At 41.4% G+C, this 20464-nt stretch carries 19 protein-coding genes and 1 other annotated feature; of the genes, 2 read left to right on the top strand and 17 right to left on the bottom strand.

The features are described 5' to 3' along the window. Positions 1–46 precede the first annotated feature (46 nt). Positions 47–700, bottom strand: coding sequence for a response regulator transcription factor (locus QPK24_RS07385; protein ID WP_285747491.1), 654 nt, complete (start codon positions 698–700; stop codon positions 47–49). A 342-nt stretch (positions 701–1042) separates the two neighbouring features. On the opposite strand from QPK24_RS07385, the gene QPK24_RS07380 reads away from it, so the two are divergent. Together QPK24_RS07380 and QPK24_RS07375 are read left to right on the top strand one after the other, a co-directional pair. After that, entirely contained in the window at positions 1043–1453 is a 411-nt protein-coding gene (locus QPK24_RS07380; protein WP_285747489.1) for a hypothetical protein, read from the top strand. Beyond that, complete coding sequence (locus tag QPK24_RS07375) at positions 1450–2517, top strand: phosphodiester glycosidase family protein (RefSeq protein WP_285747487.1); 1068 nt, start codon at positions 1450–1452, stop codon at positions 2515–2517. The genes QPK24_RS07380 and QPK24_RS07375 overlap by 4 nt, the downstream gene beginning before the upstream one ends. Positions 2518–2850: 333 nt before the next feature. Here QPK24_RS07375 and QPK24_RS07370 read toward each other — a convergent pair whose 3' ends face one another. The 16 genes from QPK24_RS07370 to QPK24_RS07295 form a co-directional block, all read right to left on the bottom strand. Continuing rightward, positions 2851–3105, bottom strand: a complete 255-nt coding sequence (locus QPK24_RS07370; protein ID WP_160032883.1) for an AbrB/MazE/SpoVT family DNA-binding domain-containing protein — start codon at positions 3103–3105, stop codon at positions 2851–2853. Between the two features lie 157 nt (positions 3106–3262). Continuing rightward, a complete protein-coding gene (trmL, locus tag QPK24_RS07365) occupies positions 3263–3727 on the bottom strand; it encodes a tRNA (uridine(34)/cytosine(34)/5-carboxymethylaminomethyluridine(34)-2'-O)-methyltransferase TrmL (RefSeq protein WP_213532043.1) in 465 nt (154 codons plus the stop codon). Between the two features lie 114 nt (positions 3728–3841). Next, entirely contained in the window at positions 3842–4933 is a 1092-nt protein-coding gene (gene serC, locus QPK24_RS07360) for a 3-phosphoserine/phosphohydroxythreonine transaminase (RefSeq protein WP_285747483.1), read from the bottom strand. Positions 4934–5130: 197 nt separating this feature from the next. Next, positions 5131–6555: a type I glutamate--ammonia ligase gene (gene glnA, locus QPK24_RS07355; protein ID WP_285747481.1), complete on the bottom strand. Its 1425-nt coding sequence runs from the start codon at positions 6553–6555 to the stop codon at positions 5131–5133. 247 nt (positions 6556–6802) lie between these two features. Continuing rightward, positions 6803–7852, bottom strand: a complete 1050-nt coding sequence (gene aroF, locus QPK24_RS07350) for a 3-deoxy-7-phosphoheptulonate synthase (RefSeq protein ID WP_160032880.1) — start codon at positions 7850–7852, stop codon at positions 6803–6805. 268 nt (positions 7853–8120) lie between these two features. Beyond that, a complete protein-coding gene (locus QPK24_RS07345; RefSeq protein WP_285747477.1) occupies positions 8121–9068 on the bottom strand; it encodes a 4-hydroxy-3-methylbut-2-enyl diphosphate reductase in 948 nt (315 codons plus the stop codon). 40 nt (positions 9069–9108) lie between these two features. Then, complete coding sequence (locus QPK24_RS07340) at positions 9109–10593, bottom strand: sensor histidine kinase (RefSeq protein WP_285747474.1); 1485 nt, start codon at positions 10591–10593, stop codon at positions 9109–9111. Position 10594: 1 nt separating this feature from the next. Further along, positions 10595–11284, bottom strand: a complete 690-nt coding sequence (locus QPK24_RS07335; RefSeq protein WP_213532038.1) for a response regulator transcription factor — start codon at positions 11282–11284, stop codon at positions 10595–10597. Positions 11285–11475: 191 nt separating this feature from the next. Further along, complete coding sequence (locus tag QPK24_RS07330; RefSeq protein ID WP_285747470.1) at positions 11476–13113, bottom strand: S1C family serine protease; 1638 nt, start codon at positions 13111–13113, stop codon at positions 11476–11478. Positions 13114–13253: 140 nt separating this feature from the next. Next, positions 13254–13889 carry a response regulator gene (locus QPK24_RS07325; RefSeq protein ID WP_285749166.1) on the bottom strand — a complete coding sequence of 212 codons (636 nt, stop codon included), beginning with the start codon at positions 13887–13889 and terminating at the stop codon, positions 13254–13256. Positions 13890–13954: 65 nt separating this feature from the next. Beyond that, positions 13955–14980, bottom strand: a complete 1026-nt coding sequence (locus tag QPK24_RS07320) for a sensor histidine kinase (protein WP_285747468.1) — start codon at positions 14978–14980, stop codon at positions 13955–13957. Between the two features lie 4 nt (positions 14981–14984). Further along, positions 14985–15905, bottom strand: coding sequence for a cell wall-active antibiotics response protein LiaF (gene liaF, locus QPK24_RS07315; RefSeq protein WP_285747466.1), 921 nt, complete (start codon positions 15903–15905; stop codon positions 14985–14987). Positions 15906–16150: 245 nt separating this feature from the next. After that, positions 16151–16390 carry a hypothetical protein gene (locus QPK24_RS07310; RefSeq protein WP_285747464.1) on the bottom strand — a complete coding sequence of 80 codons (240 nt, stop codon included), beginning with the start codon at positions 16388–16390 and terminating at the stop codon, positions 16151–16153. A 161-nt stretch (positions 16391–16551) separates the two neighbouring features. Next, positions 16552–17124: a 3D domain-containing protein gene (locus QPK24_RS07305; protein WP_285747462.1), complete on the bottom strand. Its 573-nt coding sequence runs from the start codon at positions 17122–17124 to the stop codon at positions 16552–16554. A 79-nt stretch (positions 17125–17203) separates the two neighbouring features. Continuing rightward, positions 17204–19141, bottom strand: a complete 1938-nt coding sequence (gene thrS / locus QPK24_RS07300) for a threonine--tRNA ligase (protein WP_160032872.1) — start codon at positions 19139–19141, stop codon at positions 17204–17206. Between the two features lie 79 nt (positions 19142–19220). Further along, positions 19221–19473: a binding site (T-box leader), on the bottom strand. Between the two features lie 9 nt (positions 19474–19482). Next, entirely contained in the window at positions 19483–20418 is a 936-nt protein-coding gene (locus tag QPK24_RS07295; protein ID WP_285747458.1) for a putative sporulation protein YtxC, read from the bottom strand. Positions 20419–20464: the final 46 nt, after the last annotated feature.

Below are 20464 nucleotides of genomic sequence, written 5' to 3'. Positions count from 1 at the left end.
AACTATTCGCTGTCATGAAGCAATATGCCTTCTCTGCCTGCTCAGGTTATATATGTGGTTTTTTGGATTTGGTGTATAGCGTAAACTGCTCGATAGCTTGTGCTCTGCTCGATACACCTAATTTCGTATATATTTTTCGCAAATAATTATCAACCGATCTGCGACTTACATCAATCTCTTTAGCAATTTTATCGTACGTTATCCCTTGGACAATTCTTTCCATAATGAACTTCTCCATATCAGTGAGCTGCAGATCCACATCAAGTTCTGGCTGTCCCAGCTGACCCCAATCTTCATTCTGCAGCCAGGTCAGAGGAATAGACGCTAGTCCTTCACGCAAACCTGTGATGAGATGAATCAATTTCAGCGGTGAAGATTGCTTAGATATGACTCCGCTCGCGCCAATCCCGATATATTTTCTAAATAGTTTCAAATCGTCTTCATCTGTCATTACGATGATATGTGTGTCTGCTGACAATTGCTTCATCTGTTCAATGAAAGTATCAGCTTCTCCATCAGGCAGTTTATAATCCATTAGCACTAAATCAGGGTGAAGATTATCTACTTCTATAAGTCCTTCTCTCCCTGTTGAAACCATTGCTTTTACGCTCAGATCTTGATGTTCTTCTAAAATCAGCTTTGTACCTAGCATACTCGTTGGATGTATATCAATTAAGACCACCTGCCAGTCCCTTCTCATAAAAAATCCCCCTAGTAAATTAGTATATATATTTAAAAGATCGTTAGATCGATGTTATCGCCTATTTTATGACTTACATTCCATATGTTGCGGCAATGGTTGTTTAGAGGAAGCCTTATACATAAATGGATAAAACAGATCACATATTGTCGAAAATTGCATCCCTCTTAAGTCCTTAATTTGGTCTATATATGAAATTGTATCCTAGGACTTCCTTCCGATGCAATCTCTTTTTGTTTAATTATGTCCTGAAGGCGTTTTTTGCGGAAATGATAGGGCCGTGATAGAATGAGGTCTGGAAAATCATAGAATATAGTCGATAAATGCGAGGAGTGGTGAAAATTGGATCGATCTACAGAGCTATCACCAAGCCATCCTACCAGGCAAACTGCAAGTAAGAACAAACGCTCTGTCCGCATGTTCCTGATCCTATGGATCATTATTATTGCTATTGGTGTCTTTGCAGCTTATTCCTATAGCAATTATTTAAAACAGCAAATGGTAGCAGAGATGAAAACCTATACGAATGAACAGCTCACTGCTGTCAAACAAGAATATCAACTGCAAATGAAAGATATCGGTTCTGAAATCGCTGCGATCCAGGAACAAGTGAAGACTTTTAACGAACTGCTGACTTTTACAAAAGACAATGCCGGTAACACATCCGATAACAGCAATCAGTTGTATACAGAGCTTAGAGAAGTCAAAAAACAGCTGGACACGCTCCAGAAGAAGATGGATTTACTCAAATGATCACGGTTAAAAGATTGAACCGTTTCCTGATGCTTTCGACAGCACCTTTTGTCGGAATTATCCTTTGTCTTTTGTTACTTCAGCAGCCCCTTGTTATCAATTTTACAGAACCAGTGGAACAATTTGTTCCCTCAAATGATATTCGATCTGCAACCGAAGGGATTAAAAGTGACCTGGATACGGCAAAGGTACTCGCAGAGAGTACATCCTCGTCCATTCAAAGAACAACCGAGCTTTATAACAGTACAAGTAAAACCATGCAAAGTATTGCGAATATGACGGCAGCCCAAGCGAAAAAGCCCGAAGCGGTCTATAATCGGCGGATTCAATCCAAGTTAGGTGTGCCTTCCGAAGTCGTTGACAGTGACCGTATCCGCATCGAGCTTTTTAAAGTAAATCCCGGCACTTATCATGGATTTGCGATGAAAATAAAACTCAAAGATCCCTCCGCCATGCAAATGGCTCTTGACGATAAACTTGGATCTTCTCAGACAACCCTGCAAGCTGTCCTTCGCGGGGGGGCTGTAGCGGGAATCAATGCAGGTGGATATGCAGAAAGCGGAGGAAAGAGATATCCGCTCAGCACAACCGTGCAAGACGGAAAATATGTAACTGGTTTTCATCCAAGTATCAAAGATCTCGCTTTTGTGGGAATGAATAAAGAGGGGAAACTTATAGGCGGGAAATATTTCAGCAAATATGCCCTCGATCAGCAAGAGCCTGTATTTGGTGCTACATTTGTCCCTATGCTGATGAAAAATGGCAAGAAAACGGTTATCCCTTCTAAATGGAAGAATACACCGCGCCGTGCTCCTCGTACCGTCATTGGCAATTATAAAGATGATCAGCTGCTTATTCTCGTAATCGACGGTTATAACGAAAAAGGAAGCTCTGGTGCCACTTTAGAGGAACTGCAGCATAAATTGTATACTCTTGGAGTTCAAGATGCCTATAACCTCGATGGAGGCGGCTCATCCTCTCTTGTTCTGAATGGAAAGGTCGTAAATGAACCATCCGATGGAAATCTTAGAAAAGTACCTACTCATTTTTTGTTTTATGAATAAATTGAATTCGTGATTCATAATTCGTAATTTGTGATTTGAGGTTGTGATTCGCTTTAACAGGGAAAAGATTCCTTTTTTATAGAAAAATAGGTATAATAAGGGCTGCGAGATTAACAGGAGGTGGATGACATGTCATTCTCGTTGACTTTCTGGATCATCACCATAGTCCTTGTCCTTTACATCGTAGGAATCTTGACATCCTCCTATAATGATGACAAGACAAAAGGTCTTTAGAAACAACAAAAAAAGCTCGCCTCTACGAGGTGAGCTTTTTTTGTATTAGATCTAGACGTAAGTTATCTATCACGCCTGCAATCTGTCTTCACCAGACGATTAGGCGTTTTCTTGAAGCCCCGTCATTTCTGTGAGGCAAGAAGCACAAATATAACGATCTTTAAAATCATTCACTTCTTCCATCGATCCACAGAAAATACATTTTGGACGATAGCGCTCAAGAATGATGTGATCACCTTGTACGAGGATCTCTACAGGATCCCCCTCATTCATTTGATATCTCTTACGTAAAGATTTAGGAAGCACAATTCTTCCAAGTTGGTCTACTTTTCGTACTACTCCAGCAGGTTTCATTAACAGTACACACTCCTGTTCAAAATATTTCTAGGTACAATAGAACTATAGTTTATACATTCGCTACGTTTTTGTCGAATCCTGCAATAATTAATAAAATTATTAACTTTATTTTAGTTACCACAATTAGGAAAGACGGTTACTAAAATGAACTAAATTACTCCATTCCAGGGAAATCTAGTTGTTTTAGCGCCTCATATACGATGATTGCCGCAGAATTGGACAAATTGAGAGATCTGACTGCATCTGACATTGGCATACGCATACAGGTTTCCTGATTTTTGGCGATCAATTCCGGAGGAAGCCCTTTTGTCTCTTTTCCAAAAACTAGGAAGTCCCCATCCTGAAATTGGAAGTCAGAATACCTATTTTTTGCTTTTGTAGTTGCATAAAAAAACCGACTGCCGGCATATTTCTGCTGTACTTCTTCAAAGGAATCATGATATTCAATATTCACGGCATGCCAGTAGTCCAGCCCTGCACGTTTCAACGTACGGTCATCTGTGTTAAAACCAAGCGGGTGAACAAGATGAAGATGGGTTCCTGTTGCAGCACAAGTTCTTGCTATATTGCCGGTATTCGCCGGAATCTCGGGTTCCACTAATACGATGTGTAATGCCATCTGACTCATTTCTCCTCTTGTATGAACTGTATAAGAATTAAATTATAATATAAAAGAAAGCCTCCCACAAATTTTTGTGGGAGGTAAATAGAATTTTTTTTAATAATTCATGTATTAACCATTTATTTTCTGAAATTCTTTCATAAAATCTGTAAGTGCCTTTACACTTTCATAAGGAACGGCATTATAAATAGAAGCACGAAGCCCGCCTACACTCCGATGTCCTTTAATTCCGATAAATCCTTCTTTTTCCGACTGTTTAATAAATTCCTTCTCCAGTGCTTCATCAGCTAATCGGAATGTTACGTTCATCCTAGAACGATCCTCAGCATCTACACAGCCCCGGTAGAAACCTTGGCTTTCATCAATCACTTGGTAGATTGATCCTGCTTTCTTCTCGTTCGCTTTCTCGACTTGTACAAGACCGCCTTGTTCTTCAATCCATTTCAGCACTTCATTCATTAAATATATTCCAAAGGATGGAGGCGTATTATACAGTGAATTGTTTCCTAGGAACGTATCATAACGAAGCATCGATGGAATTGTTTTTGGTGAACCTGTCAGCATTTCTTCTTTAGCGATAACTACAGTAACCCCGGACGGTCCCAAGTTTTTCTGTGCGCCCGCATAAATCATATCAAACTTGTTCATATCTAGAGGTCTGCTCAAAATATCACTAGACATATCTACAATAAGCGGTGTATTACCCGTATCTGGGAAATCCTTGAACTGAGTTCCCTCAATTGTTTCATTAGAAGTCATATGCAGATATGCTGCATTCTCTGCAATCTCTATCTCTGATAGACTTGGCAGCTTCATAAACTTACTGCTTTCACCAGAAGCAGCAATATGGGTTTCACCAATGATTTTCGCTTCTGAGATAGCTTTCTTAGCCCAGCTGCCTGTATTAACATAACTGCCTGTTACGCCCGCAGAGAGGAAATTCATAGGGATCATAGCGAACTGTGTACTCGCTCCACCTTGCAGAAATAACACTTTATAACCTTTAGGGTTGCCAAGAAGAGATAACAAACGCTCCTGAGCCTCATTATGTACTGATTCATATACCGCTCCGCGATGTGACATTTCCATTATAGACATGCCAGTACCCTTATAATCTACAAGTTCTGCCTGTGCCCGCTCGAGCACCTCTAATGGTAATGCTGCTGGTCCTGCATTGAAATTGAACGCTCTTTTATTCATCATTGAAACCGCCCTTCTCTCCCTGTTATCTTTATATGACATCTAATGATACGTATGATAATGGCTATGATAGCAATAAATGTTCGTGATATCAAGTGTATTTGTACCTTATATCCGTTACATATATTACAATATTATGAAACCCTCGGGAATGATCATTCCCGAGGGTTCTTATAGACATAATTGGATATTATTGCTGATTAGCAGTCATAATACAAACTATATTCGTGTGGATGAACACGAATGGCAACGGATTTAGCTTCATTCCGTTTGAATTTAATGTAATTGTCGATAAAATCTTTTGTAAACACGCCGCCTTCAGTCAAGAAATCACAATCTGCAGCTAGTGCATCAAGTGCTTCTTCAAGAGATGCTGGAACACTGCGAATGTTCGCTTTATCATCTTCAGGCAATTCGTAGATGTTTTTATCAACAGGGCCGTAGCCAAGTTCTGAAGGATTAATTTTACGTTTAATTCCATCAAGACCTGCCATCAGCATTGCTGCAAATGCAAGGTATGGATTCGCTGTGGAGTCCGGAGTACGGAATTCGATACGGCATCCTTTAGGTGTTACTGCTGCAACTGGAATACGTACTGCGGCAGAACGGTTCCCTTTGGAATATACAAGGTTTACTGGAGCTTCATAACCAGGTACAAGACGTTTAAATGAGTTCGTGCTTGGGTTAGTTAGTGCAATCAATGCTGGAGCATGGTGCAGAATACCACCGATGTAATGGAGTGCCATTTCACTAAGGTTAGCATATCCGCCTTTTTCATAGAATAGTGGAGTGTCGCCGTCAAAGATGGATTGGTGAACGTGCATTCCGCTACCATTATCACCAAACAGTGGTTTTGGCATAAACGTTGCTGTTTTACCATATTGACGAGCTGTGTTATGTACAATGTATTTATATGCGAGGAGATTATCTGCTGTTTTTGTAAGTGTGTCAAAACGGAAATTGATCTCTGCTTGACCTGCTGTAGCAACCTCATGGTGATGACGTTCTACGCGCATGCCTGCTTCTTCAAGCAAACGAGACATTTCACTACGAATATCTTGTTGTGTATCTACTGGAGCTACAGGAACATATCCACCTTTTACGCGAACTTTAAATCCAAGGTTTCCGCCTTCTTCTTTACGATTGGTGTTCCAGCCAGCTTCTTCGGAATCAACGAAGAAAGAAGCACTGTTTGTTCCACTTTCGTAACGTACATCATCAAAAATGAAGAATTCTGATTCTGGAGCGAAATTAGCGCGAGTACCAATTCCTGTTTTTTGTAGATATTCTTCCGCTTTTACTGCAATACTGCGCGGGTCACGTTCATAACGCTCACCATCTGGAGTAAATATGTCACACATAATATTAATCGTTGGATGTTGAGTAAATGGATCGATGAAAGTGGAAGCGGGATCTGGCATCATAACCATGTCAGATTCTTCAATACCACGGAAGCCTGGAATAGAAGATCCATCAAATGCTACTCCGTTAACGAACGTTTCTGCATCTACTTCAGTAGAAGGCAAACTAATGTGGTGTGCACGACCAGATAAATCTACAAAACGAAAATCGACCCACTCAATATTGTTTTCTTGGATTGTTTTCAATACATTTTCAACAGACATGTGTACTTCCTCCCAATTTTTCCGAACATTAAACACCCATAACCTTGTGAATGTTCATCAATCTAATTTTCAACTGAGGTAAGTATAAATCCCAAATCTTACATCGTCAATAGTTATGTCAGGTATTTTTTATGCTAGTGTGAGAATTGCTGACACTAGCAGGAATAAGAGGATTATAGACTAATAGCCTATAACCTCGGTCTATAGAACGAGATCATAGGCTATTCTTAAAATATCAAACCTTACATCAGCTTTGATGAATCAATGGCGCTTTTTTTGTGTTAAATGTTTTACCAACGATTGGAGCCAGCTTCTCTAAATCTTGAAGAAGTCCAGCGAATTGATCTGGGAACAGGGACTGTACTCCATCGCCTGTCATTGAGTTGTCTGGATCGGTATGCATTTCAATAATAAGTCCATCTGCTCCTGCAGCAACAGAGGCCTTTGTCATCGGCTCTACAAGCTCTCTGCGCCCTGTACCATGACTTGGGTCAGAGATAACAGGTAAATGGCTAAGATCTTTCAGAACAGGGATAGCTGACAAATCCAGGGTATTTCGAGTGTACGTCTCAAACGTACGGATTCCTCGCTCACATAACATGACATTCGGATTTCCTCCTGCAAGGATATATTCCGCTGCATTTAGAAGTTCATCGTAAGTTGCACTAAATCCACGTTTTAGCAGAACCGGTTTCCCGCACGTACCCAGCTTCCGAAGCAGATCAAAGTTTTGCATGTTCCGAGTACCTACCTGAAGAATATCTGCGTATTCCGCACAAATATCAACATATTCAGGAGTCATGACTTCTGTAATAGTCAGAAGGTCATGTTTTTTCCCGGCTTCTGCCATCATAATAAGACCTTCTACTCCCACTCCTTGAAAGCTATAAGGTCCTGTGCGAGGTTTAAATGCTCCACCGCGCAGTACTTGCCCGCCCGCTGCTTTCACAAGACCTGCAATCTCATCGATCTGTTCTGCTGATTCCACAGCACAAGGTCCGCCCATTACGACAAGTTCACCGCCGCCGATATTTACACCTTTTATAGAAATAACGGTATCTTCAGGATGAAAGTCACGACTAGCTAGTTTGTACGATTTTGAGATTTTCACTACGTTCTCTACACCTTTCATTTGCCGTAAGTGTTCAGCCAGTTTAGGTTCAACAGTTCCAATTAGTCCTATAACAGTACGATCATTTCCGCGGGAAAGGTGAACTTGAAGTCCTTCCTTTTCAATTGCTGAAATAATATCTTGAATCTGTTCTTCCGGTGTGGTGTTTCCTGTTATAACGATCATATTATTCTCCACCTTTCAAATGTGAAATCATACTCTATGAGAGACCTCAGTTTATATTTATACTATTACACTTAAACGCTTGTTCGCTTTTAAGCTTTTATACGTTAAAGCAACTATACATGTTTTATAACTTCGCGTCAAGCTCTCCTTACTTTATGCACTCTATATGAAATTGATACCGATCTATCTGCTGATTTTTTTACATTTCTTAAAAAAAAGAAGAAGACTGGGTTCAATCCACCCGGTCTTCTTCTATATATAAAATAAATTACGATTTCACTTTTTTCACTGGCGGGAGCAACTTCTTCATATTCACTGTACGCTGAATTTCCCATGTCTCCGGATTATTCGCATCGTATTGTTCCAAATAATTAATGACTTCTTTTGTAATCGGCGTTGGTGTCGAAGCACCCGAAGTAACAGCGACCTTGTTGATGCCTTTGAGCCATTCCTGTTTGATTTCGGTAACATCCGAAATCCGGTAAGCAGTTACCCCAGCAATCTCCTCAGATACTTGTGCAAGACGATTGGAGTTATTACTGCGAGGATCGCCTACCACAATGACAAGATCTGCTTGCCCTGCTTGTTCTGCAACCGCCTCTTGACGTACCTGAGTAGCAAGACAGATTTCATTATGAACTTCAGCTCCTGGGAACTTCTGGAGTAACTTTTTCATAATGTTCTTAATATCCCACTGACTCATCGTCGTCTGATTGGTAATAATGATTTTCCCTTTCGGGATATCAAGAGCCTCAATCTCTTCTTCTTTCTCAATGAGATGTACCGAATCCGGAGCAATGCCGATCGCTCCTTCGGGTTCGGGATGCCCTTTTTTACCGATATAAATAATCTGATAACCCTCAGCAGATTTTTCTCTAATGAGGTCATGCGTTTTGGTTACATCAGGACAAGTCGCATCCACTGTCGTGAGTCCTTTCTCCCGCGCAATCTTACGCACCTCAGGAGAGACACCGTGTGCAGTGAAAATGACAGTACCTTTGTCTACCTGTTTCAATATTTCAAGACGGTTTGGCCCATCCAGTGTAATGATGCCTTCATCTTCAAAAGAATGCGTCACATGACTGTTATGCACAATCATACCGAGTATATAAATGGGTCTTGGCAGATCCAAGTTGCTTGCTGCTTGTCGTGCCAGCACCATAGCGTCTACCACACCATAACAATATCCACGTGGTGAAATTCGTAGTACTTCCATGTTGCCACCTGCTTTCTTCTAAACGTAGTCTTAGTATACCTTATTCAAGAGGGGGAGCCAACACCAACGGAAGCCATATAATGAAAGTCGTACCTTCATTCAGCTTCGTCAGAACTTCTACAGAACCGCCATGCTCCTCAATAATCCATTTGGCTATCGACAGGCCAAGCCCTGTTCCTTTTGTAACCCCGCGGGATTCATCTGCTCTGTAGAAACGATCAAAGATATAGGGAACTTCATCTTTATCCATCCCGATCCCCGTATCACTGATCTTAAGGCCTACCTGACCATTATAAACGACTGCATCAAGCGTTACGGTTCCCTCCGGTGTATATTTAAAGGCGTTCTCAATAAAGATAAATAACATTTGCTGCAAGTAATCTTTATTTCCCAGCACATATACACCGTTCAGCACTTCGAGATCTCCATAACTCCACTCTGCCGTCCGTTCAAGATGGTGCGCTCTGCGAGCCACTTCCTTCACAAGGATAGACAGTGGAATTGGATGAAGCTCAATGGTCTGGCCTGTGTCAGCTCTCGCTAGTGATAACATATCATTCACCAGACGACTCATTCGTTTGCCTTCGTCTGAAATGTCATCAATGGCTTCTAAGGTAATTTCTTTTCTCATCTCATCGCTCATTTGCTTACTGCCATCCGCCTCGGGATCCCATAGCTTCTTCAGAAAATCGGTATTCCCGCGAATCGTGGTAAGCGGTGTTCTCAGCTCGTGGGATGCGTCGGAAACAAAGCGCCTTTGCGCAGCATATGCATCCTCAAGTTCTTTGAAGAACCCTTCTGTACGAGCAAGCATCTTATTTACCGTTCCTATAAGCTTCCCTATTTCATCTTGCGGACCATCGTACTCAATCCGTACACTAAGATCGTTCCCGGACTGAATGCCGTTCGCTGCATTAATAATATCCACCAGCGGCCGCATCGACTTACGGGCCAGAAACAGCCCTACACTCATAGCAAGCATAATCGTAATAATGGATACATACACCATAATAAAAAGCAGACGATCCATTAATTTGTCTTCTGAAGCCGTAATCGATCCTACCTGCAGCAGACCGCTAACCTGTTCTGTCGTTCCTTGAATCGTATAGGTGAATGGGAATTGATAGACAAGAAACGGAGTCTTATCCACGAGCATCCGTTTCCACCCTTCATTTTCCATCGCCTCTTGTATGGTTGCAGGAACCTCAAAATTAAAGTTATTCAGGTTTTTTGAAGTCACCACTTTATTATTCTCATAGTTATATAGCTGTACATAGATTTGCAGGTCTGCGAGTTGATTCGCCTCTTCCGGTAACAACAAATTAAGCTCTTCAGTAAAATCGGAGTTAGGCACCACCACAACGGCCATCTTCTTGCTAAGACTACTGGTTTGTCTCAAAATTTCATTCTCGACATCCTGGTATGCATAATGATACACAAGCGCATAAATAATGGACCCAAAAAGCAACAGTACGGCAGCGAGCAAGCCTGAATACCATAAAGTTAGCCGTAACCGGATGGACATACTAGGAGTCTCCTCTCAAAATGTAACCTGCACCGCGAATGGTCTGAATTACACGTTTTCCTCCATGTTCTTCTGTTTTTTGACGCAACATTGCGATATATACCTCAAGTACATTCGATTCTCCGCTATAATCGAATCCCCATATTTTATCCATAATCAAGTCTCTCGATAACACACGTTTTGGATTTTGCATAAACAGATATAGGAGTTCAAATTCTTTTGCTGTCAGATCAAGCCGTACTCCAGCACGGTGTACTTCTCGAGAATCATAATCGAGTAAGATGTCTTCAAAACTGAGCCGATTACTGCTCTCCCCGCTTGTCTCCGTTTTACGACGTAGTAATGCTCGTACCCGTGCAAGCAACTCTTCAAGCGCAAATGGCTTCACTAAATAGTCATCTGCCCCAAGATCCAGTCCCTTGACTCGTTGTTCAATCTCATCTTTAGCCGTAAGCATTAGGATCGGAACATTGCTTCCTCCTTCGCGAACCCTTCTGCATACTTCAAATCCGTCTACTTTTGGCATCATGACATCAAGAACAACAACGTCAGGATCGGCTTCCAGCATCTTTTGAAGCCCTTCCGCTCCGTTTGCCGCAGTTAATACATCGTAACCTTCAAATGCTAAACCTCTTCTTAGCATGGAAATGATTTTTTCGTCATCATCAATAACTAATATCGTTGAACGCACCCCAGCATCTCCTTTTTCTCTATACACTTGAATCAATTTCACACCTCATGAACATGATGATATGAAATTCATTCCCTTTTTACTTACATTGTATCAGTCAAATCACAAGCATGCACCCATTCTAGCAACAAAAAGCGAAGGGGCTGTCTCCCTTCGCTTCTGTGCTGCAGTCCATCTATCTGCTGCTTGAATTAAGGCTGCACGCTTTGTGAACTGCTTTCCGTGTTGTAATCATTTTTGTTACCAATGGTTACTTTAATTTCAATATCTTTTCCATCGCGATTTACATTGAGTGTAATAACATCACCCACATTTTTTGCTTGAATTTGTTCAATCAAATCTTGTGCAGTCGCATATTTCTTACCGCTAATCCCTGTAATAATGTCATAAGGACGAAGGTCCGCAGAATACGCTGGAGATTGATAGATTAAGTTGGTCACCACAGAACCCTCTGTGAGTTCTGTTCCCATTTGTTTTGCAACTTCTGGAGTCAAGTTCATCAAAGAAGCTCCAATAAATGGTTCTGGTTCTTTCGGAATTTCTTCATTGTTTTTCAGTTTATCTACAACTTCCTGAATAACAGAAGATGGGATCGCAAATCCAATTCCTTGTGCATCTGCACTAACTGCCACATTCATACCAATGACTTCGCCCTTTAAGTTAAGCAAAGGTCCGCCGGAGTTACCTGGGTTAATAGACGCATCGGTTTGGAGTAAATTTTTATATTCATTTGGTTTTCCAGTACTTTCATCACTAATCGTAATCGTACGATCTTTTGCACTTAGTACACCAGCGGTTACCGTATGTTCAAACCCTTCTGGGTTTCCGATCGCAACCAGCCACTCACCTACTTTAATACTATCCGAGTCGCCCAGGGTTGCTACTGGGAAATCATTATTTCCTTCAATTTTCAGAACGGCAAGGTCAAGGTCTTTGCTGCTTCCTAGAAGCGTAGCTTCATAAGGCTTTGTATTATCTTCAAGCGTAACTTGAATTACGTCTGCACCGGAGATCACATGCTCATTCGTAAGAATATAGCCTTCTTTTTCAAAAATAAATCCTGAACCAATGCCAATCGGTACAAGTTGATCCTCAGACGAACCATTATTGCTGTTATTGCTGCTTCCATTCGTTCCATTGCCACCAAAGAAATATTGATAAAGAGGATCATTGTAATAAGAATTGTTTTGTCTAGAACTATTGGAGCTTGATTTAGACAAAGTTTCGATTTTAACAACAGCAGGACTTACTTTACTTACCACGCCCGAAATGTCAGTAGATCCCACGGGAAGTGAAGTCGTCACCCCCGAATTCCCTGTGTTTGTCGAACCGTTATTGTCACTAGAACCCCCGTTTTGCGTTGTTTCATTCCCTGATAATGCAGTGTCCGGAGTAAACAAGTTCATACGGTCTGCGGTGAACATCAACAGTGATACAACGATCATGCCGGCAAAAAAGGAAACAACCCCTGTTTTAAAATTGGATTTCTTCGGTTTTTGGTTGTAGTTCCAGTTGCGATTCCCGCCGTTTCCATTGTTTTCACTTTGCCCTGTTCCTGTATTCGTACTTGAATGAGTAGACCGTGCATAGCCGCTTGAATTGCGTTCAAGCATCGTCGGAACCGGTTTAATTGGATCTGGCGGTGTTACTTCTACTTCATCAACATTGTTTGAACTCTGTTCTTTTCCGTCGGAGTTAATCGATTGAAATGGTCCATATGAGTAGTAGTAAGATTCACCATTGTTTTCGGGAGAACGTTGATCGCCGCTTCTACTGTATTCACGTTCGTCCTCTTCACGGTTATAACGATTATTGTTATTCTCGCTCATTTTATTTATCCTCCTAAACCCCTTGCTTCCAAGGGATATTGTTTAACTGTCTTTATTTTGTACTTTAAACCTTAAATACACATTAAAAACAATTAAAAAGGAGATAAAACATGTAAAATTGTTGAAATTCAAAAATCTTATTATGGATTCACCCAGCCTTTACGGTGAGCATAAATCGCTAGCTGTGTCCGGTCATCCATCTCACATTTCATCAACAGATTACTCACATGAGTTTTGACGGTTTTGATGCTGATATGTAGTTCTTCCGATATATCCTTATTATTCTTCCCTTCAGCAATGAGCAATAGAACTTCTCGTTCCCTTTCTGTCATTCCGGAGTCATCGTCCTGAACTGTTTTATGTCTAAGTCCCCGAGTAAGCGCTTGAGAGATATCATTTGTCATTACGGGCATACCGCGTTTTGCCCCCTGTAATGCGTAAACAAGCTCCTCAGCGGAAATCGTTTTAAGCACATAACTGACTGCCCCAGATTCAATCGCTTCGAGCACCAAATGGTCCTCAAGAAAACTGGTTAATATAATGATTTTCATGTCCGGGTATTCAGATAGTATGGCTCTTGTCGCTTCGACTCCATTCATCACAGGCATCATTAAATCCATAAGAATCAGTTCGGGTAATTGTTCGGGATTAGAGGTCTGTAACGTATGTAAGGCATGTTGTCCATCTTTACCTTCCGATACCACTTCAAAAGTAGGATCCAAACTTATGTATGTTTTTAGTCCCATTCTGACCATATCATGATCATCTACAATCATAATTTTCGTTTTATCCCGTTCCAATGTAATCTCCCCTTCCATATATGCCGCAGATGAATCTCCTTTTACGAATCAGACTTAAACTTAGGTATATTCACCCTGATCGTCGTTCCTGCTCCCGGGTGTGCAATAATATCTACATTTCCTCCTAATTTCTCAGCTCGTTCCTTCATTGTCATCAGCCCATAAGAACCTTGCCTTCCTGCTTCTTCCGGACGAAATCCTTTACCGTTATCACTAACACTAAATACAATTCGTCTCTCCTCTTCTCGTATCGACAAACTGACGAGGCTTGCCCCGGCATGCTTCACAATATTAGCCATTGCTTCTTGAATAATAAGAAACATCTGATGTTCGATGGCTTCCGAAATCCCGCCAATAAACTCTTGTTCTTTTATTCCCTTTAGTCCATTTTGTCTGCAATAATCGGGGAACCAGGCGTCAAGTGCTTCTTCCAGACTTCGGTTCTCCAGTTCTACAGGTCTTAGCTGAGCAATGAGCGCTCTCATCTGCTTTTGAGCAGTTTGTGACATTGTGATTAGTTGTTCAAGTACTATATTTCCTTGTTCTTGATGCTGTTTGAGTAACGATGGCAGAGCAGAAGCAGACATGTGCATAGCAAATAATTGCTGGCTTACGGTGTCGTGTAAATCTCGGGCCATTCTTCTCCGTTCTTCGAGCACAGCTGCTTCTGCCGCTTTTTCCTTCTCAATTACCTCTTGTTCTCCCAATCTCTGTACCCATTTCATCCGCTCTTCGATGGCATCCATCATCCTGTTAAATTGCGGAAACACCCCGGAAAAAGAAGCATCCTCATCCTCATCAATTCGAGAAGAAAGGTTACCTTTCGTTACCTGCAGCATATTGAGATTCAGCACATCTATTCTACGCTGGACACGCAGCCCAGCTATATAACCAATAATCAGGGTTGTAACTACAATGAGTGCTAGATAGTAAAGCCAGGTCTCAGGCATCGCTGATTCTGCATACCCTTTTCGAGAGGCGCTATAAAGAATCCCCACTGTAACTACACTATTCATTAAGAAAAATAACAACAACTCCCATTTAACCGTTCGAAATATCATCTTCATCTCGTTAACCTACCGAATTCACTTTGACGTCACCGATAAAAACGCTAATAATAATACGTACTTTCTTTCCAGCTTCTCTATAACCGGGAGTTTCTGCGACCGCATTACTCATAAAACCTTGTTTCGAATTACTGAGAACATCCATGTCACCGATGAACGAATTGGAATTTACCATAATCCCAATCTCCATATCTCTAGGAGCAAAGACTTTGATGTCCCCGATAAAGCTAGAGATATGAATTCGTGTCTCTCCATACGGAATTTGTGCTTTCGTTAAATCAATTACGGTATCTCCAATGAACTGAGATATATTGGTTGGTTTCAATTCGTAATAATCATCTCCGAGACGAATATCGCCAATAAAAGTCGATTTGTTTATTTTTTCATTTTCATCATGAAAATGTACATCGTTATTGTCATTATTTCCATAATGACTCTGCTGTCTCGCTTGTTCATACTTCTTGTTATCATCGTCTACCTTGGCTGATCCAAACTTTTGCTCAAACTGTTTATCAAAATCAGAGTAAAGCGGACTTGGTTCAACAGGCGGTGAAGGTGGAACTACATATTCTTCATCTTCTTTTGTTCTCTGATCATGTTTACGATCCCTTCTTCGCGGACTTAACAGTACATAAAGGCCGCCTCCAATTAAACCTATAGGTACGGCATAACGGAACAGAGCTCGGAAAGAGAAATAAGAATATCCAAGGTTATTACTTAAGAAATGTGCGCCAAGATACAGCAATATTAAACCACCTATCCAATTTTTGTCTTTCAAGGAACTGAATCCAAGATACAAAAAAATGACTGGCCAATATGTGGAGATGAGATAGCTAAGACTAAAATCGCCTCCATTTAATATGTGAAGTAACACCAATAATCCTATTCCGATAAGCAGTACAGCTCCGATAAAACGGTTTGCCATATTCCGTGCACCCTCTCTTCCTCATTTTCCTTACGATTGGCTAATTATGTACTTATTGTAAACGAAAATACATAATAAGAAGAGCGGCGCAGGAATGAAATTCTACTCAGTCTTGAGACCGAGTAGAAAAGCGGAACAGAAAAAGCGGAACAGAAAAAGCGGAACAGAAAAGCGGAACAGAAAAAGCGGAACAGAAAAAACAGACTCTGAAGAATATTCTTCAGAGTCTGTTTGTTTATCTTACCTTATCTTTGTTGGCCTTGTTGACCTTGTTGTTGTTGTTTGATTCCTGTGTTCTCTACTCCAAACTCAGCATCATACTTCTCATCTGGTGTTTGGTAGTTATCTTGTACTTTGGCTGCTGAAGATTGTTTTACTTTTTCAGCTGCAGAGTTCGTTTCTTGACCAAACTCAGCATCGTATTTCTCATTCGGAGTTTGGAAACCTTGGGAACTTTGCGTACCTTGAGAATTCACTTTTTTCATGTTAGATTCACCTCCCTCTCCTGCAAGTGTAGGTCCCTTGCTTCACCTGAGGTACTGCTACCTCAGTCCGTATTATGTGAGGATTTGCTGTTTCTTATTCAAAAAAAAGAAAAGAGCTTGCCTGGGTAGAATGACTACCCAAGCAAGCTCTTTCATCTTCATTATATTTCTTCATTCAGCAAGGCATCCGGAATGCTCTGATTGACCATGATCGCATCTCCGAGCTGCTCTAGCATTTGTTCCGTACATTTCCCTTTCCCCAGCTTGATTACTTGAACCTGCACATCTTTTTTGCCCCACTCACTGTATACCGCCTTAATCGTTGGAAAATACAGATCAATCTTGGAGCCTTTAATAGCAGATCCTGTATCAGCTACAATTCCATATCCGTACCCCGGAATATAAAGGACCGTCCCGAGGGGGAATAAGGAAGGGTCTGCGGCAATGGTCGAAACCCCTTGTTTATTCCGGTGTACTTTTACACCCGAATAAGTGATGCCATATAGTGGATGATTCGGACCTTTTCCTGTTGATTCATATCCGGCAGTATAACCCGTTGCCGTTACATTTACTGTACCGACCACCTGTTTTGTTGGCGGAGCGAGCACTTCTCTTGCTTCATCCGGCTCACTTTGTTGTACATGAAAGGCAATAGCTAAGTCATTACTAGAAAAACAAATCAGCATCATCAGCAAAACAGCTGAAGAACATCGCCGAATCACTCGGTGTATCATAGGTTTAATTCCTCCCTTTCTCTAGCAGAGAGTCCCCATAAAACACACGATATATTCATCCATGTCTATTTATTTCTTTTTAGACTTGGTGTGTACGAATTTCCTCTTGCAGCATTTGTACTACCTCAGCCAAAGGTTTTGCTCCTAAATCTCCTTCACCACGTTTACGGATGGAGACACTGCCGTCATTCATCTCGTTTTCCCCTACGATGAACATATAAGGAATTTTCTCTAGCTGAGCTTCACGAATCTTATAGCCGAGTTTCTCATTACGCAGATCTGCTTCTACAGTGATTCCTCCGCGTCTAAGCTGTTCTTCCACTTCACGAGCATACTTCTCGAAATGAACAGATACAGGAATTACTTTTGCTTGAACTGGAGACAGCCAAAGCGGCAAATTACCTGCATAATTTTCGAGCAAGAATGCAGTGAAACGTTCCATAGTTCCCAAAATACCGCGGTGGATAACAACTGGGCGGTGTTTTTGTCCATCATCACCTACATACTCCAGTTCAAAACGCTCTGGAAGCAAGAAGTCGAGCTGAACAGTCGATAGTGTTTCTTCTTTACCCAGTGCAGTTTTAACTTGAACATCAAGTTTAGGACCATAGAAAGCAGCTTCCCCTTCAGCTTCATAGAACGGCATATCTAGACTTTCTACAACTTCCTTCAACATACGCTGGGACATTTCCCACATCTCATCATTCGGGAAGTATTTCTCAGTATCCTGAGGATCGCGATAAGACAGACGGAAGCGGTAGTCGTGAATACCAAAATCTTTATAAGCAATCATAATCAGCTCAATAACACGAGCAAACTCTTCTTTGATCTGATCCGGACGGCAGAAAATATGAGAATCGTTAAGCGTCATCGCACGAACACGATGCAAACCTGTCAGTGCTCCTGACATTTCATAACGGTGCTGCATACCAAGCTCTGCAATACGAACCGGCAAATCACGATAACTGTGCATTTCACTCTTATATACCATCATATGGTGAGGACAGTTCATTGGACGAAGTACAAGTTCTTCGTTGTCGAGTACCATTCTTGGGAACATATCTTCCTCATAGTGCTCTAAATGTCCAGAAGTTTTGTATAGTTCAACATTTCCTAGGACAGGAGTATATACATGTTTGTAACCAAGACTTTCTTCCAGGTCTACAATATAGCGTTCTAGCGTACGGCGCAGTTTTGCTCCGTTTGGAAGCCAGATCGGAAGACCTTGACCCACAAGCTGTGAAAAAGTAAACATGTTAAGTTCTTTACCAAGTTTACGGTGATCGCGTTTTTTTGCTTCTTCCAAGTAATGAAGATGTTCTTCCAGCTGTGCTTTTTTAGCAAATGCAGTGCCGTATACCCGTTGAAGCATTTTATTTTTGCTGTCTCCGCGCCAGTATGCGCCGGCTACGTTCATCAGCTTAAACACTTTGATTTTTCCAGTAGAAGGGACATGCGGTCCACGGCAAAGGTCGAAGAATTCGCCTTGCTCATAGATCGAAATGATGCTGTCTTCTGGCAAGTCACGAATGAGTTCCAGTTTATAAGGGTCTTGAACTTCTTCAAAGATGCGAATGGCTTCTTCTCTGCTTACTTCCTTACGAACGATAGGCAGGTTCTCATTTACGATACGTTCCATTTCTTTCTCGATCTTTTGCAGATCTTCTGGATTCAGTGCATGTTCGAGATCCATATCATAATAGAATCCATCCTCAATCACAGGTCCTACACCCAAGAAGACTTCTTTGCTGCCAAACAGACGTTTTACGGCTTGTGCCAGCAAATGCGCTGTACTATGGCGAAGCACTTCAAGCCCTTCAGGTGAATCATAAGTTACGATTTCTACAAGTGCACCTTCACGTAGTGGAGTAGAAAGATCGACAACAATCCCATCCATTTTACCTGCAAGTGCATTTTTTTTGAGTCCACTGCTAATGGAAGCAGCTACATCAAGGATACTAGCTCCATTCTCATATTCACGAACAGAACCATCTGGTAATTTAATACTTACTGACATTGTTATTTCCTCCTTTATCCTTTTGGATGCCGGGGAACGATGCTATGTTTATTGCAGACGCAAAAAACACCCGTCCCGGCAAAGGGACGAGTGTAATACTCGTGGTTCCACCCTAATTCAGTTGTCTCTCATAAACAGGACAACCCTCATTGAAGCATGCAAGATAACGGGCATGAATCCGGCGGTTCTTACTTGTCTGCATAAATGCAAGCGTTCTAAACCACAGCTACAAAGGGGTAAGTCGCAGTTGGTATCCGGAAGAAATTACAGCCAGGTTTCTTCTCTCTGTACGGCCCAGTCTCTACGGCTCATGTCTTTGTCATTGCTTTTAATACCAGTTATTATAATTCCAAAGATTCCTCTTCGTCAAGCGCCAGCTGTCCCGTTTCTTTCACGTTGCGGCAATGTCTGCAATTATGGCAAATTTCCACTCGATCTTCAAAAATCTGTGTAATGGATCGGATAACCGGAAAATCTTCTGTCTGTGTATGCAGTTTCATTTTCTTCGGAGAAATGGAGATCAGCCTGCTGATAATCATATCTTCGACTTCCATTTCAAGTTCTATACCTGGCATTTCCATAACGACACTTTCATCGGGAGGAAGTACCATAGGACGCATGTATTCATCATACAAGACAAATTCGTGCTGATCTTTATGCACAACATGCACGAGAGGCACCTTCGTCTCTTGGAAATAAACAAAATATTTCAAAAGACTCATAAACTCCTCATACTGCCGATCCATATAAAATTCATCTAGTGCATATTCCACAATTTCATGAAGTTCTTTCTTATAACTCTGCATCCGAAATCGCAGTACTCCATCCAGATGAATTATAGGTATTTCTTTCATTCCTTGTAGAAGCCCTTCCGTTAGCTTGGCATGCCTTCGTTCTCTTGTCCCCTGCTCTGTTTCGAATCTTGATCTCAGCAGCGGTTCGCATATTGTTTTGACCCTTGAAAGTTCCTCAGCATCCATATTTACGCATTCTCGCTTCAGGATGTGACCCAGCTGTTCCTCTTCTTTTTGATCAAGAATGTAATCAGCTACACCTGCAGCCATAATCTGATACATCCGTGGCAAACCTTCCTTAAAACCAGGATGACTTTCCGTTCCTTTACATATCCATGCTGCCTTGCCTCCATGTTTCCTAAAGGAAAATCGAAAGCCTTGTTTACTTATATGTAGACCTTTTGTTTTATTTTTGATAAATCGATAAAAGCAATCTTCTGCTGATTGGCTGTTAACTTCTGTCCATACCGCGAACAATTCCACAAGACCCACTCCCTTCTCTAAATATTATATGGCCCAGTCGAAGGGG

It is taken from the genome of Paenibacillus polygoni (genome assembly GCF_030263935.1).
In the GTDB taxonomy this organism is placed as follows: Bacteria; Bacillota; Bacilli; order Paenibacillales; family Paenibacillaceae; genus Paenibacillus; species Paenibacillus polygoni.
The sequence above is the reverse complement of the archived record's forward strand: the minus strand, read 5'-3'. Positions and strand labels throughout refer to the sequence as shown.